We start from the raw sequence: 13,645 nt of genomic DNA on the forward strand, positions 1-13,645 counted from the left end.
GCGGCAGGCCGTTGCCTTCTGTCAGCAGGCTGCGCTTGACGCCGCCTTTGCCGCGGTCGGTGGGGTTCGGGCCGGTTTTTTTCCCCGCCCAAGGGGGTCGCCCAAGGGGGCCTTGGTCATCGTGCCATCCACCGACAGCCAGCTCCAGTCGATGCCCTGGAGCCGATCGTACTCCAGCACCCCCCGGCGCCAGAGCTCTTCAAACACACCGCCTCCAACCATTCCCGAAAGCGACGGTAGGCCGAACTGCACGAGCAAATCCCCGTGGCATCGAAGGCATTCCACTGGCATCTCGTACGCAACACAAACAGGATGGCATCCATCGCGTCCCAGCCCAGTTCACGAGCGCGTTCGGCGAGTTTTACAGCTTGTAGTGCCGCCATGCATGTCCTCCCCTGACTGTTGAGCGCAAAACCGCCGAGGCAATAGCCCGGCGGAATTTCTGTGTGCCCGGTGTGATGCCAAGGCCACTCAACAATCTGTTGACATCTATTTGCAGTGATCGATGCAAATTTCAAGCTGCTACTAACTGATGTATGCGATGCCTGTCAAGTTGGTATTCAGTCTCGGGAGGCTCAAATGGTATGCTTGGTGCCGGCAGGGTACTATATGTAGTATGTAGTGGCTTGGCTGGTCGCTCGAGGTGCCCTCGTGAGCGGCGGGCCGCGCCACCGCGCTGGATTCACGGTGTCGCTGGGGTAGACTGAAGGGCTTGTCACCGGCTCGCGGCAGCAACTACCTCAAGGAGAAGAATCGCCATGCGCTTCATGCCCCGTTTCACCGATGGCCAGCCGTTCCCCGAGCCACTGGGCAAGATCGTCTGCGTCGGTCGTAACTATGCCGAGCACGCCCGGGAGCTGAACAATCCGGTGCCCAGCGAGCCGCTGCTGTTCATCAAGCCGGCGACCGCCGCCGTCCCGCTGGAGCAGCCGGTTAACGCCCCCTTCGCGCGGGGCGAGGTGCATTATGAGACGGAGCTGGCGCTGCTGATTGGCAAGGAGCTCTCTCACGTCACCGCCGACGAGGCCGAGCGCGGCATCGTCGGCATCGGCCTGGCGCTGGACCTGACCCTGCGCGACGTGCAATCACGCCTCAAGGAGAAGGGCCACCCCTGGGAGGTCGCCAAAGCCTTCGACAGCGCCTGCCCGCTGTCGGCCTTCCTGCCCCTGGCCGAGGCACCGGACTGGGCCTCGCTTGCGTTCACCCTGGAGGTTAACGGCGAGCCGCGTCAGCAGGGCTGCGGATCGGACATGCTGTTCCCGGTGCCGGCGCTGGTGGCGGAGATGAGCCGTCACTTCACCCTGCTGCCAGGGGACGTGGTGCTGACCGGCACCCCGGCCGGGGTGGGGCCGCTGGAGCGTGGTGCGACGCTGCACTTCACCCTTGCCGGCGGCCTGGAGGTTACCACCCGCGTGGTGGAATAGGGCAGGCCGCACCCAACCTTATTCACGGCCCGCTCACTCCAGGTAGGTGTAACCCTCCAGGCCATCCGAGAGGTCGTCGAGGAAGGCCTGCTGTTCGCCGCGCTCCAGGCCGCTGCGCGCGAGCTGCTCGGCCAGTCGCTGGCGCAGGGCGGCGACATCGAAGTTGACGTAGCCGAGCACATCGGCGACCCGGTCGCCCTGCTGGATTTGGCTGATCGACCAGTGGCCGTCGCCATCCAGGGCGGCATCCGCCGAGTCGGTGTCGCCGAACAGGTTGTGCAGGTCGCCGAGGATCTCCTGATAGGCCCCCACCATGAAGAAGCCGAGCAGCTTCTCGTCGCCTTCCTGCCACTCCGGTAGCGGCAGGGTGGTCTCCACGCCCTGACCATCCACGTAGCCATCGATGCGCCCGTCGGAGTCGCAGGTGATGTCCTGGATGACACCGCGACGCACCGGCTCGTGGTCCAGGCCGGTGAGCGGCAGCACCGGAAAGATCTGCTGGATGCCCCAGACATCGGGCACAGACTGGAACAGCGAGAAGTTGACGAACAGCTTGTCGGCGAGCTTCTCGGCCAGCTCGTCGTTGATCTCGCGATGAGCCCGGTTGCGCGTGTCGAGCCGGGCGCGCAGCCGTGCGCAGGCGGCGAAATAGACCCCCTCGCCCTCGGCCCGAGCGGTGATGTCGGTGAGGCCCATCACGAAGCGCTCGTGGAGCTCGCCCATGGCCTGCACCAGGTCGTGCCAGGCCTCCACCAGGCCGCGAGGCTCGGTCTGCTCGTGCAGCAGGTCGTGAACACGCCACAGCTCGTCGACCTGTGGGTCGCTCTCGACGCGGCGGGGTGGGGGGGCGTCGCCGATGCGCTCCTCGCCGATCACATTGGTGATCAGCACTGCATGATGAGCGGTAAGCGCCCGGCCCGATTCACTGATCAGGTGAGGCTGGGGTAGGCCATATTCCTGACAGGCCAGGCGGAAGGCATAGACCACGTTGCGGGCATACTCGAGCATCGAGTAGTTGGCGGAGCAGAAGCTGCGTGAGCGGGTGCCTTCGTAGTCGACGCCCAGGCCGCCGCCCACGTCCACGGTGTCCACCGGGGCACCCAGCTCCACCAGGCTCTGGTAGAAGCGCGCGCACTCGCGCAGGCCACGCTGGATATCGCGGATGTTGGCGATCTGCGAGCCCAGATGGAAGTGCACCAGTTGTAGGCTGGCCAGGGCATCCGCCGTGCGCAGCTGCTCCACCACGGCCAGTATCTGGCTGGTAGTGAGGCCGAACTTGGATTTTTCGCCGCCGGTGTTCTGCCAGCGCCCGCGCCCCACGGTGGCCAGGCGGGCACGCAGGCCGATACGCGGCATGACGCCGATGCGCTGGGCTTCCTCGAGAATCAGCGGCAGCTCCGAGAGCTTCTCCACCACCAGGTAGACCCGGTGGCCGAGCTTCTCGCCCATCAGCGCCAGACGCACGTACTCGCGATCCTTATAGCCATTGCAGACGATCAGCGAGGGGCCATCGCCGGAGAGGGCGAGCACGGCGAGCAGTTCCGGCTTGCTGCCGGCCTCGAGGCCTACTCGGCCACGGCCGCGCTCCTGGGTGCCAAGAATCTCCTCCACCACCCGGCGCTGCTGGTTGACCTTGATCGGATAAACCGCGGTATAGCCGGCGGTGAATTCCTCCTCCTGCATGGCCGTATCGAAGGCGGCGCAGAGCTGCTCGACCCGGTCGTGCAGGATGTCGGTGAAGCGCACCAACACCGGCAGGCGCAGCCCGGCCTCGCGCAGCTCGGCCACCAGATCATCCAGCGGCAGCGCTGGCCCCTCGGTCTCGCTGCCCAGCGGGCGCACCAGGGCGTGGCCGGTGTCGTCGACGTCGAAGTAGCCGCTGCCCCACTGGTCGATATTCCAAGTGCGCCGTGCCCGTTGCGCGGGGTCGGTTGCATCATTGTTGCTCAGACTCATTGGCTCACCTCGGGCAGCGGCAGAGCGCCATCTTCCAGGCGCGCCTTGAGAATGGTACGGAACCGGTCGGGGTCGTGTGGCGTGAGGTCGTGGGCGGGCGGGTCGACGTAGACCACCAGCAGCCGCGACAGCCAGTAGCGCAGTGCGGTCAGGCGCAGCATCATCGGCCAGGCGTCGCGCTCGGCAACGGTCAACGACCGGCGCGCCTGGTAGGCAACGAGGATGGCATCATGGCGTGCGGGATCCAGGCGGCCATCGGCCTCGGTGGCCCAGTCGTTGATGACGATGGCCAGATCGAACAGCAGGTCGCCGGTGCAGCCGTTGTAGAAGTCGATCAATCCGCCCAGGCGGTCGCCGTCGAAGAGAGTGTTGTCGCGGAACAAATCGCCGTGCAGCGCGCCCTGGGGCAGTGTCGTGGCATCGCCGAAGAAACCCTGGTAGGTCTCTACCTCGTCCTTCATCAGCGTCTGGTCCTCTGGCGAGAGATAGACCAGCACCTTGTGGTGCATAAGCAGCAGCCAGTGCAGGTCGCGTGGATTGGGGCGGTGACCAGGAAAGTGTCGGGAGACCACATGCATGTGCCCGAGGGTATCGCCGAGTTCGTGGCACTGCGCCAGATTGGGAGCCTTGGGATGCTGGCCAGGCAGCTTTGGGAACAGCAGGGCGGGCTTGCCGGCCAGGGTATGCAGGGCGTCACCGTTACGGTCGTGCAACGGCCCCGGCACCGGCAGGCGGTGCTCGTCCAGGTAGTCGAGCAACTCGACGAAGAACGGCAGCTCCTCGTGTTCACCCTGCTCGAACAGCGTCAGCACCAGCGCGCGCCGGTTAGTGGTGACGAAGAAGGTGGTGTTCTCGGTGCCGGCAGGTACGCCCTCGAGGGAGACCAGCGCGCCGGCATCGAAACGGCTGAGGAACTCGACGACCTGAGGTTGGGTAAGCGGTGTGAATACAGCCATGTGTCTCTCGCCCGGGAAATGCCAAGCCGCCTATTGTAGCGACTTGGCACACCGATGCACGCGCCACAACCCCGGCGGTTGCCTGTCCGGGGGTCGTGAGTAGAAAGCGAATTGGCACTGGCCTCAGAAGGTCTTCAGCACCCACTGGGGAACAGCGATGCGGCCACCGTCCTGGGGCTCGAAGTCGCCATCGCCGTTGTTGTCGACAAGATAGTAGGAGGGGCCGGCGGAGGGGCGAATCTCGATGGCGTAGAGCTCGCCATTGACCCGGTATTCGCGGATGATCCGTTCCTCTTCCTGGCGGATGGTGATATCCGGCTCGAGGTTAGTGGAAGACTGTGCCAGGGCGCTATCCGCACTGGCCAGGACCAGCGTCAGCAGCAGCGCGGTGATCGAGCGTCTTGCAAATGTCGTCATGATGACCTCTCAGGTCCGCCCACGGGCGGGAAAGCGGGGATACCCCCAGTGTAGGGGGTTGTGGCCGCGTGGCCTAGCACCCGCGGCAAAAGGCGGCGGCAATGCGTATCATGGATGACACCTCACGCCACGTTGCAATGGATACCCTACATGGCCGATACGCCCATCGTTCTCGTCGACGGTTCCTCCTACCTGTACCGCGCCTTCCATGCCCTGCCGGCGCTGACTACCTCCGATGGCCAGCCTACCGGGGCGATCAAGGGGGTGCTCAGCATGCTCAAGCGGCTGATCAAGGATTATCCCGACAGCCCCATGGCGGTGGTTTTCGACGCCCCGGGAAAGACCTTCCGCGACGCGCTGTTCGAGCAGTACAAGGCTCATCGGCCGCCGATGCCCGATGACCTGCGCGCCCAGGTGCAGCCCCTGCATGAGTGCGTGAAGGCATTGGGCCTGCCGCTGCTGTGCATCGAAGGGGTGGAGGCCGACGACGTTATCGGCACCCTGGCCCGTCAGGCCACAGAGGCGGGCCGGGACGCGCTGATCTCTACCGGCGACAAGGACATGGCCCAGCTGGTCAACGCTCACATCACGCTGGTCAACACTATGAAAGACGAGACTCTGGATGTCGATGGCGTGAAGGAGAAGTTCGGTCTGCCACCGGAGCGAATCATCGACTTCCTGGCGCTGATGGGCGACAAGGTCGACAACATCCCCGGCGTGCCGGGGGTCGGCGAGAAGACTGCGCTGGGCCTACTGCAAGGCATGGACGGCGGCCTCGAGACCATTTACGACGACCTGGATAAGGTCGCTACGCTCGGCTTTCGTGGCGCCAAGACGCTGCCCAAGAAGCTCGAGGCGCACCGTGACCAGGCCTTCCTCTCCTATGAGCTGGCCACCATCAAGACCGACTGCGAGCTGCCGGTGGGTCTCGACGACCTGGACATCGCTCACCCCGACCGCGAGGCGCTGCTCGAACTCTATCGCCGGCTGGAGTTCCGTGCCTGGCTCTCGGAATTGCTCGAGGGCCAGGATGAAGGGGTCGACGACGCCTCGGGCGGCACGCCGGTGCCGGCCGAGGGCGAGCAGGCGTCCGGCTCGGAGCGGCGTGCTGCCCGCGAGGATCATGTCATCCTCACGCAGGCTGACTTCGACAGCTGGCTTGAGCGACTGACGGCGAGCGATACCTTCTGCTTCGACCTGGAGACCACCAGCCTCAACTACATGCAGGCGCAGGTGGTCGGCATAGGGCTCGCGCTTGTACCGGGCGAGGCGGCCTATATCCCGCTGGCCCATGACTATCTTGATGCCCCCGAGCAGCTCGATCGCGAGGCGGTGCTCGAGGCCCTGCGCCCGCTCTGGGAGGGCGACGGACGGACCAAGATCGGCCAGAACCTCAAGTACGACATCTCGGTGCTGGCCAATGTCGGTATCGCGGTGGTCGGACCCCTGGAGGACACCATGCTGGAGTCCTATGTGCTCGACTCCACCGCGACCCGCCACGACATGGACTCTCTGGCACTCAAGTACCTGGGGGAGAAGACCATTACCTTCGAAGAGATCGCCGGCAAGGGCGCCAAGCAGCTCACCTTCAACCAAGTGGCCCTGGAGCAGGCCGCACCCTATGCCTGCGAGGACGTCGATATCACCCTGCGCCTGCATCGCGAACTGCGTCCCCGCGTCGAGGCCGAGGGCCGGCTTTCCGAGGTGCTGGAGGAGATTGAGCTACCGCTGATTCCGGTGCTGTCGCGCATGGAGCGCACCGGTGTGGCACTGAACCCCGAACGCCTGCAGGCCCAGAGCCGGGAGCTAGAGACGCGCATCCGCGAACTAGAGGGCCAGGCCTTTGCACTCGCCGGTCGTGAATTCAATCTTGGCTCGCCCAAGCAGCTCGGCGAGATCCTCTTCGAGGAGCAGAAGATCCCGGTGATCAAGAAGACGCCCAAGGGAGCGCCCTCCACCGCGGAGGCGGTGCTCGAGGAGTTGGCGCTCGACTACCCGCTGCCCAAGGTGATCATGCAGCACCGCGGGCTCGCCAAGCTCAAGTCCACCTACACCGACAAGCTGCCACGGCTGGTCAACACGGCTACCGGGCGGCTGCATACCAGTTACCATCAGGCCGTCACCGCCACCGGGCGGCTGTCGTCGTCGGACCCCAACCTGCAGAACATCCCGATTCGTACCGAGGAAGGCAGGAAGATTCGCCAGGCCTTCATCGCCCGGCCAGGTTACCGGATCGTCGCCGCCGACTACTCGCAGATCGAGCTGCGCATCATGGCCCATCTCTCCGGTGATCAGGGGCTGCTCGAAGCCTTCGCCGAGGGTCGCGACATCCACGCTGCCACCGCCGCCGAGGTGTTCGGGGTGGCGCTCTCCAGGGTCTCGCCCGACCAGCGTCGCAGCGCCAAGGCGATCAACTTCGGGCTGATCTACGGCATGAGCGCCTGGGGCCTGGGCCGGCAGCTGCACATCGAGCGCAGCCAGGCGCAGACCTACATCGACCGCTACTTCGACCGCTACCCTGGCGTGGCCCGCTACATGGAGCGCATTCGCGCCCAGGCCGCCGAGGATGGCTACGTGGAAACCGTCTTCGGCCGGCGCCTATATCTGCCGGAGATCCGCGCCCAGAACCGCGCCCGCCGCCAGGGGGCTGAGCGCACCGCCATCAATGCCCCCATGCAGGGCACCGCGGCCGACATCATCAAGCGCGCGATGATCGACGTCGATGCCTGGCTTTCGGGCGAGGCCTTCGATGCGCTGATGGTGATGCAGGTCCACGACGAGCTGGTCTTCGAGGTGGCCGAGGACCAGGTCGAGGCCTTCATCGAGGAGGTGAAGGGGCGCATGGAAGACGCCGCCCGGCTGGACGTGGCGCTGACTGTCGAGGCCGAGTCGGGGGCCAACTGGGACGAGGCCCACTGACTTAGCGCCAGCCGACGCGATCGAAGATCCGAATCGCCTCGGGGTTGTTCTCGCCCAGCACGCTGACGTTCAGGTCGTCTTTCTTGAACTCGCCCCAGGAGGCGATGATGCCATCGGTATCCACGGATTCCACGGCAGGGAACTCGTGGTTGCCCGAGGCGAAGAGCTCCTGGGCCTCGTTGGAGGCGAGGAACTCGAGGAAGCGCACGGCGTTCGCGGGGTGGGGGGCACCCTTGACCATGCCGGCGCCCCCCACGTTGACGTGTGCGCCGCGACCGTTCTGGTTAGGGAAGACGATCTCGACCTTCTCGGCCGCCTCGCGGTCGGCGGCGTTGTCGGAGTTGAGCAGGCGCACGTAGTAGTAGTGGTTGGCCACGGCGATGTTGCACTCGCCGCTGGCGATGCCGAGGATCTGGTCGGTGTCGCCGCCTTCGGGGGCACGCGCGAAGTTGTCGACCACGCCCTGGGCCCACGCTTCGGCTTCCTGCTCGCCGAGGTGAGCGATCAGCGAAGCCAGCAGCGACTGGTTGTAGATGTTGTTCGAGGAGCGAATACAGACCTGGCCCGCGAACTGCGGGTCGGCCAGGTCCTCGTAGCGCGTGATCTCGCCGGCATCGACCTCGGTGGGGTCGATGAAGATCGCCCGGACGCGCTGGCTGAAACCGAACCACTTGCCTTCCGGGTGTCGCATGTAGTCGGGCAGCCGCTGGTCGAGAAACGCCGATTCCACGCTGGCGAAGATGCCCTCCTGCTCGGCGCGCCACAGGCGTCCGGCATCCACGGTGATCATCACGTCGGCGGGGCTAGCCTCGCCCTCCAGCTTGAGGCGCTGGATCAGCTGGTCGGAGTCGCCCTCGAGGACGTTGACCTCGATGCCGGTCCGTGCGGTGAAGGCGGCGTAGAGCGCCTCGTCGGAGTCATAGTGACGGGCCGAATAGATGTTGAGCTCATCGGCCACAGCGGCCTGGGAGACCATGGCGGAGCCAGCCACCAGGGCAGCAAGGGACAGGGCGAGACGACGGTTCAGCGACATGGAGGCACCTCTTTGTAGGGCTAGCGGTCTTTGAAGGGGTAGTTTTGTAGGGGTAGCGGTTTAGAATGATAATGCTTTGCATTAATGTTCAGTTATTGAAGCGACTACCGCCGCCGGCGTCAAGTCCAGCTGGCCGAGGATCTGATTCAGATCAGGAAGTGTTGTGCCTTGACAGCCGGTGGGGCGAAATGCAAGCGATAGTCCAACGCATTCAGGAGGGTTTCGCGTTACCATGCAGGATACCTATGCCATTCTTCTACTGGCCGCTCAGCGCAAATGACTAGCCAACCGATGCTTCCAATCGACGACAACCTTGCCGTGGCACCCGTTCTCGCCATGCACCAGATCCGCCATGCCTACCAGCAGCACTTGGCCGTGGAGGACGTCTCCCTCGACGTCAAGCCCGGCGAGATCGTCTGCCTGCTGGGGCCCTCGGGCTGCGGTAAGTCCACTCTGCTGCGGATCGCCGCGGGGCTCGAGGGGGTGCAGCACGGACGTGTGGAGCTGGGGGGCGAGTCGATGGGGCACGCCGGGCGCTCCCATGTGCCGCCGGAGAAGCGCAATGTCGGACTGGCCTTCCAGGACTCGGCGCTGTTCCCGCATCTCTCGGTGCTCGATAACGTGGCCTTCGGGCTCGAGTCGCTGCCCGCTGCTCAGCGCCGACGCCGGGCCTTTGAACTGCTCGAACTGCTGGGCATGGAGCGCTATGCCCGGGCCTTCCCGCACATGCTCTCGGGAGGGCAGCAGCAGCGCATCGCCCTGGCCCGGGCGCTGGCTCCGGCGCCGCAGCTGATGCTGCTCGACGAGCCCTTCTCCAGCCTAGATGCTCGCCTGCGCGATCGCATCCGCGACGATACCCTGCACGTGCTCAAGAAGGTGGGGGCGGGGGTGCTGTTGGTGACCCACGATCCCGAGGAGGCCATGTTCATGGCCGATCGCATCGTGCTGATGCGCGAGGGTAGGGTGGTGCAGGCCGGCACGCCGCTGGATCTCTACTGCGCTCCCGTCGATCCCTTCGTGGTGACCTTCTTCGGCGAGGTCAACGAGCTCGAGGGGCGCGTGGTGGATGGCAAGGTGGCTACGCCGATGGGCGATATCTCCGGCAGGGGGCTACCCGAAGACAGCCGGGTGCGGGTGATGATCCGTCCCGAGGCGCTGCGGGTAGTACCGCTGGACGAGCCATCGGAGCATCACCACAGCCATGTCATCATGGCCAAGCTGCTGGGGCGCACCAGCCTGCTGCATATCTGCGCCCATGCTCCCGACGGCTGCGAGACTCACCTGCATGCCCGGGCCCCCGGGGTCTTCCTGCCCGGCGAGGGCCAGCCGGTGTTGATTGGTCTGGATGCCTCTCAGGTGTTCGTTTTCCCCCTGGCACCCTCAGCGACTGCCAGGGCGGGAGCGGCGCATGGCGATGCTGAGCAGGATCACCGGCAGGATGCCTACTGCCACGATGGCCAGTGACGAGGTAGAGGCCTCGGCCAGTCGCTCGTCTGCGGCCAGGCTGTGGGCACGGACCGCCAGGGTATCGAAGTTGAAGGGGCGCAGAATCACCGTGGCCGGCAGCTCCTTCATCACGTCCACAAAGACCAGGATGCCAGCGGCGATCAAGCTGCCGCGCATGATCGGGGTATGCACCTTGCGCAGGGTGCCGCCCGCCGTCTGGCCCAGGGTCCGGGAGGCCGCATCCATGCTTGGCGTGACCTTGCCCAGGCTCGCCTCGATGGCATTGAAGGAGACAGCGAGAAAGCGTACCAGGTAGGCATACACCAGGATGAACGCCGACCCGCTCAGCAGCAGCCCCACCATGACCCCGAACTGCCCCTTCATGAAATCATTGATCTGGTGGTCCAGCCATACGAAGGGGATCAGGATGCCCACCGCCACCACCGAGCCGGGGACCGCATAGCCCATGGCGGCCACGCGTGTCGCCACCCGCGTGACCTTGCCGGGATTTAGGCGGGCACCGTAGCTCAGTAGCAGCGCCAGGCTCACGGCGACAATCGAGGATATCGACGCCAGCAGCAGGCTGTTAGCGGCGAATTCCAGGAAGGCCGAGCCGAACAGCGCATCACCTCCCTGTACCGAGAGGTAGCCCAGCAGGCCGCAGGGAACCAGAAAGCCGAGCAGCACCGGGATCAGACAGGCCAGGGTAGCGGCCCAGGCCCGCCAGCCATGCAGCACGAATTCCGGCAGGTGCTGGTAGCGACCGGTGGTGTGAAAGTAGCGGCGCTTGCCGCGCGAGGCGCGCTCGAGCAGTACCAGGGCGATGACGAAGGCCAGCAGGCAGGCAGCGAGCTGGGCTGCGGCGACCTGCTCACCCATCCCGAACCAGGTGCGATAGATACCCGTGGTGAAGGTGTCGACCCCGAAGTACTGCACGGCGCCGAACTCGTTGAGGGTCTCCATCAGCGCCAGCGACACCCCGCCGACGATGGCCGGCCGTGCCAACGGCAGGGCCACGCTGGTGAACAGCCGCCAGGGCCCCCGGCCCAGCGTCCGGCCGACGTCCAGCACGCACACCGACTGCTCCAGAAAGGCCGCCCGCGTCAGCATATAGACATAGGGGTAGAGCACCAGGGTGATCAGGGTGGCCGCCCCCCACAGCGAGCGGATGTTGGGGAAGACGTAGTCGCCGGCCGACCAGCCGAAGCTCTCCCGCAGCCAACTCTGGAGGGGGCCGGCGTACTGCAGGAAATCCGTGTAGGCGTAGGCGATCACGTAGGTCGGCACCGCCAGCGGCAGCAGCAGGCCCCACTCGAACAGCCGACGCCCCGGGAAGCGGCACATCACCACCAGCCAGGCGGTGCCGGTGCCGATCACGAAGGTGCCCAGGCCCACCGTCACCACCAGGAAGAGCGTGTTGCCGAGATACCTGGGCAGCACGGTGCTGCCCAGATGCTGCCAGATGCCTTGCGTGGGCATGAACAGGTGGGCGAGCACCACGATGACCGGCAGCGCCACGATCAGGGCGATGCCGAGCGTCAAGACGTTCCAGACATTGAAGGGCAGCGACAGGCGGGAGGGGGCAGAGGCGCGGGAACGGGCCGGACTGGTCAACGAGGTCTCCTTCCTGCGGGATCCGGAAGCATGGGGATGCGAGGCATTTGCACGTGAGAATTGTATCAGCTGCCCCTCGGGGCTGCAGCCGTTGCGGCTGACCTGGATCAAGATAAACATAAGGGGGCATTCAAGAGCGTCGGGACTTACCTTTCAACGTCTGAGCGCAGAGGAGCCTCAGCAAACAGTGCCTTTCAGCAGTGCGGTGTCGGCCCTCTTTTCCATCCTCGGCGACCACAAGGGCTAGCGGTAAAAAGATGCCCGTGCAGACCCTGCGGCAATGCACTACACTCTGGCTGAGAGATAAAAGTTACTTCCTTAGAGTTTACAGTTATGAAAATAACGCGGTTTCTAGCCGGTTCGCTGCTTGCGATGAGTCTGGTCGCAGGTCCGGTCTTTGCCCAGGATAACGTCCCCGCTTACCGGGAGACCCAGCTGGGGCTCTATGTTACGGCGCGCGAGGCCTATGAATTGATGCAGGACAATGAGCGGGCCGTGCTGATCGACGTGCGCGATCCTATCGAGATCAAGTTCACCGGTTTCGCCGAGCCCACGGATATCCATGTGCCCTGGTTGCTGGCCGATCGTGACAACTTCAATGAAGACGCCAAGACTTGGCCGATGGTCAAGAATGGCGACTTCGAGGCTCAGGTGCGTGCCGAACTGGAGGCCCTTGGCGTGGCCGAAGACGATCCGATCATCGTCATGTGCCGCTCTGGCTCTACCCGCAGCGCGCCGAGCGCCGACGTGATCGCCGAAATGGGCTACAGCGACGTTTATTCGATGACCGACGGCTTCGAGGGCAAAAAGCTCGAGGAGGGCGACTCCGCCGGCGTGCGCGCCGTCAACGGATGGCGCAATTCAGGCTTGCCCTGGAGCTATGAGATTGACCCTGACGTCGCCTGGCGTCCGGCCGAGTGAACGCCATCAGGAGGCCTATCACCCGCCGGGCGAGGGCCCCGTCATCATGAACGACCTAATGAGGTAAGCGCATGACCATCACGAAGACACTGACCCTGGCTGCCGCCGCTGCCACCATCGGCCTTTCCGGTACTGCCCTGGCCAACAGCCATGGAGGCGAGGCCGAGGGCGGCAAGGCCATGGACGACAAGGCGCTGGTGATCCTGACCAGTGACTCGCTGCAGACCCAGGGCATGGCAATGATTCTCTCCAACGCCATGCAGCAGCAGGGTACCGATCTGAATATTCTGCTCTGCGACGCGGCCGGCCACCTGGCCGTTCAGGGCTATGAGAGCGCCGAGCCCTTCAAGACGCCGGCCATGAGTGAGGTGAATCAGATGACGCCAGAAGTGATTCTGGGAAAGCTAATCGATAATGGCGCCCAGGTGGATGTCTGCGCCATCTATCTGCCTAATAGCGAGTACCAAGAGGCAGATCTCCTGGAGGGGGTCGGCGTCGCCGCTCCCGGCCCGATAGCCAAGATGATGCGTGATCCATCCATCCCCGTTTACAGCTTCTGAGCGTGCGAAGCGAATCGAAGGAGTCTGTCATGAGAAGGAGTCTGTCATGAAAAGCAACGTGGGTGGTATCGACAAGATAGCCCGTATCGTAATCGGCGCCGTGCTGATCCTGCTGGCCCTGACCGGCACCATCGGCGTCTGGGGTTGGATCGGCGTGGTGCCACTGGCCACAGGCCTGTTCAACTTCTGTCCGGCCTGGAAGTTGTTGGGTATCAATACTCGCAAGCCGAACGAGTAGCATCAGTTCGGCGATGCGTCGATGCATCTTGTCGAATCGTAACTATTCAGCTCACGCCGCCTGATCCAGGTCGTCCTGTCGCATGAAATCCGGCACTTCACCCGTAAAGAGCTGCTCCAGTGCCGTATGTGCCGCCAGCCCCTGCTTGACCGCGGTCGAGA

The 13,645-nt window shown here is 64.7% G+C and carries 11 protein-coding genes and 1 pseudogene; 6 read left to right on the top strand and 6 right to left on the bottom strand.

Annotation, left to right across the window (positions count from 1 at the left end; all coding sequences use genetic code 11):
- Positions 1-326, bottom strand: a pseudogene (locus tag DFO68_RS14950) (transposase); the annotation flags it as partial.
- Between the two features lie 432 nt (positions 327-758).
- On the opposite strand from DFO68_RS14950, the gene DFO68_RS14955 reads away from it, so the two are divergent.
- On the top strand, positions 759-1,424 hold the full coding sequence (locus DFO68_RS14955; protein WP_133484420.1) for a fumarylacetoacetate hydrolase family protein: 666 nt from the start codon (positions 759-761) through the stop codon (positions 1,422-1,424).
- Between the two features lie 33 nt (positions 1,425-1,457).
- On the opposite strand, the gene speA is transcribed toward DFO68_RS14955, so the two are convergent.
- The 3 genes from speA to DFO68_RS14970 form a co-directional block, all read right to left on the bottom strand.
- Positions 1,458-3,380: a biosynthetic arginine decarboxylase gene (speA, locus tag DFO68_RS14960; protein WP_133484421.1), complete on the bottom strand. Its 1,923-nt coding sequence runs from the start codon at positions 3,378-3,380 to the stop codon at positions 1,458-1,460.
- On the bottom strand, positions 3,377-4,336 hold the full coding sequence (locus DFO68_RS14965) for a homoserine kinase (RefSeq protein ID WP_133484422.1): 960 nt from the start codon (positions 4,334-4,336) through the stop codon (positions 3,377-3,379). Before DFO68_RS14965 ends, speA begins: the two co-directional genes overlap by 4 nt.
- A gap of 123 nt (positions 4,337-4,459) precedes the next feature.
- Positions 4,460-4,753, bottom strand: coding sequence for a DUF2782 domain-containing protein (locus DFO68_RS14970; RefSeq protein WP_133484423.1), 294 nt, complete (start codon positions 4,751-4,753; stop codon positions 4,460-4,462).
- Positions 4,754-4,903: 150 nt separating this feature from the next.
- Between DFO68_RS14970 and polA the strand changes: the two genes are divergently transcribed.
- Positions 4,904-7,672 (top strand): DNA polymerase I, encoded by a 2,769-nt coding sequence (gene polA, locus DFO68_RS14975; protein WP_133484424.1) that lies wholly within the window; start codon positions 4,904-4,906, stop codon positions 7,670-7,672.
- Between the two features lies 1 nt (position 7,673).
- On the opposite strand, the gene DFO68_RS14980 is transcribed toward polA, so the two are convergent.
- Entirely contained in the window at positions 7,674-8,705 is a 1,032-nt protein-coding gene (locus DFO68_RS14980) for a Fe(3+) ABC transporter substrate-binding protein (protein ID WP_133484425.1), read from the bottom strand.
- Between the two features lie 336 nt (positions 8,706-9,041).
- Here DFO68_RS14980 and DFO68_RS14985 point away from each other — a divergent pair, with 336 nt between their 5' ends.
- Positions 9,042-10,169, top strand: coding sequence for an ABC transporter ATP-binding protein (locus DFO68_RS14985; protein WP_373191180.1), 1,128 nt, complete (start codon positions 9,042-9,044; stop codon positions 10,167-10,169).
- Here the strand turns inward: DFO68_RS14985 and DFO68_RS14990 are convergent.
- A complete protein-coding gene (locus tag DFO68_RS14990; protein ID WP_432206851.1) occupies positions 10,086-11,723 on the bottom strand; it encodes an ABC transporter permease in 1,638 nt (545 codons plus the stop codon). The two genes, DFO68_RS14985 and DFO68_RS14990, sit on opposite strands and share 84 nt — an antisense overlap.
- Positions 11,724-12,137: 414 nt before the next feature.
- Between DFO68_RS14990 and DFO68_RS14995 the strand changes: the two genes are divergently transcribed.
- From DFO68_RS14995 to DFO68_RS15005, 3 genes are all read left to right on the top strand, one after another.
- Positions 12,138-12,686 (top strand): rhodanese-like domain-containing protein, encoded by a 549-nt coding sequence (locus DFO68_RS14995; RefSeq protein ID WP_243726536.1) that lies wholly within the window; start codon positions 12,138-12,140, stop codon positions 12,684-12,686.
- Between the two features lie 71 nt (positions 12,687-12,757).
- Complete coding sequence (locus DFO68_RS15000; protein WP_133484429.1) at positions 12,758-13,246, top strand: hypothetical protein; 489 nt, start codon at positions 12,758-12,760, stop codon at positions 13,244-13,246.
- A 46-nt stretch (positions 13,247-13,292) separates the two neighbouring features.
- Positions 13,293-13,484, top strand: a complete 192-nt coding sequence (locus tag DFO68_RS15005) for a YgaP family membrane protein (protein ID WP_133484430.1) — start codon at positions 13,293-13,295, stop codon at positions 13,482-13,484.
- Positions 13,485-13,645: the final 161 nt, after the last annotated feature.

Source organism: Halomonas ventosae, assembly GCF_004361885.1.
GTDB classification, from domain to species: domain Bacteria; phylum Pseudomonadota; class Gammaproteobacteria; order Pseudomonadales; family Halomonadaceae; genus Halomonas; species Halomonas ventosae_C.

Coding starts and splice junctions, on each gene's coding strand:
- DFO68_RS14955 (WP_133484420.1), top strand. CDS start 759: ATGCGCTTCATGCCCCGTTTCACCGATGGCCAGCCGTTCCCCGAGCCA.
- speA (WP_133484421.1), bottom strand. CDS start 3,380: ATGAGTCTGAGCAACAATGATGCAACCGACCCCGCGCAACGGGCACGG.
- DFO68_RS14965 (WP_133484422.1), bottom strand. CDS start 4,336: ATGGCTGTATTCACACCGCTTACCCAACCTCAGGTCGTCGAGTTCCTC.
- DFO68_RS14970 (WP_133484423.1), bottom strand. CDS start 4,753: ATGACGACATTTGCAAGACGCTCGATCACCGCGCTGCTGCTGACGCTG.
- polA (WP_133484424.1), top strand. CDS start 4,904: ATGGCCGATACGCCCATCGTTCTCGTCGACGGTTCCTCCTACCTGTAC.
- DFO68_RS14980 (WP_133484425.1), bottom strand. CDS start 8,705: ATGTCGCTGAACCGTCGTCTCGCCCTGTCCCTTGCTGCCCTGGTGGCT.
- DFO68_RS14985 (WP_373191180.1), top strand. CDS start 9,042: ATGCACCAGATCCGCCATGCCTACCAGCAGCACTTGGCCGTGGAGGAC.
- DFO68_RS14995 (WP_243726536.1), top strand. CDS start 12,138: ATGAGTCTGGTCGCAGGTCCGGTCTTTGCCCAGGATAACGTCCCCGCT.
- DFO68_RS15000 (WP_133484429.1), top strand. CDS start 12,758: ATGACCATCACGAAGACACTGACCCTGGCTGCCGCCGCTGCCACCATC.
- DFO68_RS15005 (WP_133484430.1), top strand. CDS start 13,293: ATGAAAAGCAACGTGGGTGGTATCGACAAGATAGCCCGTATCGTAATC.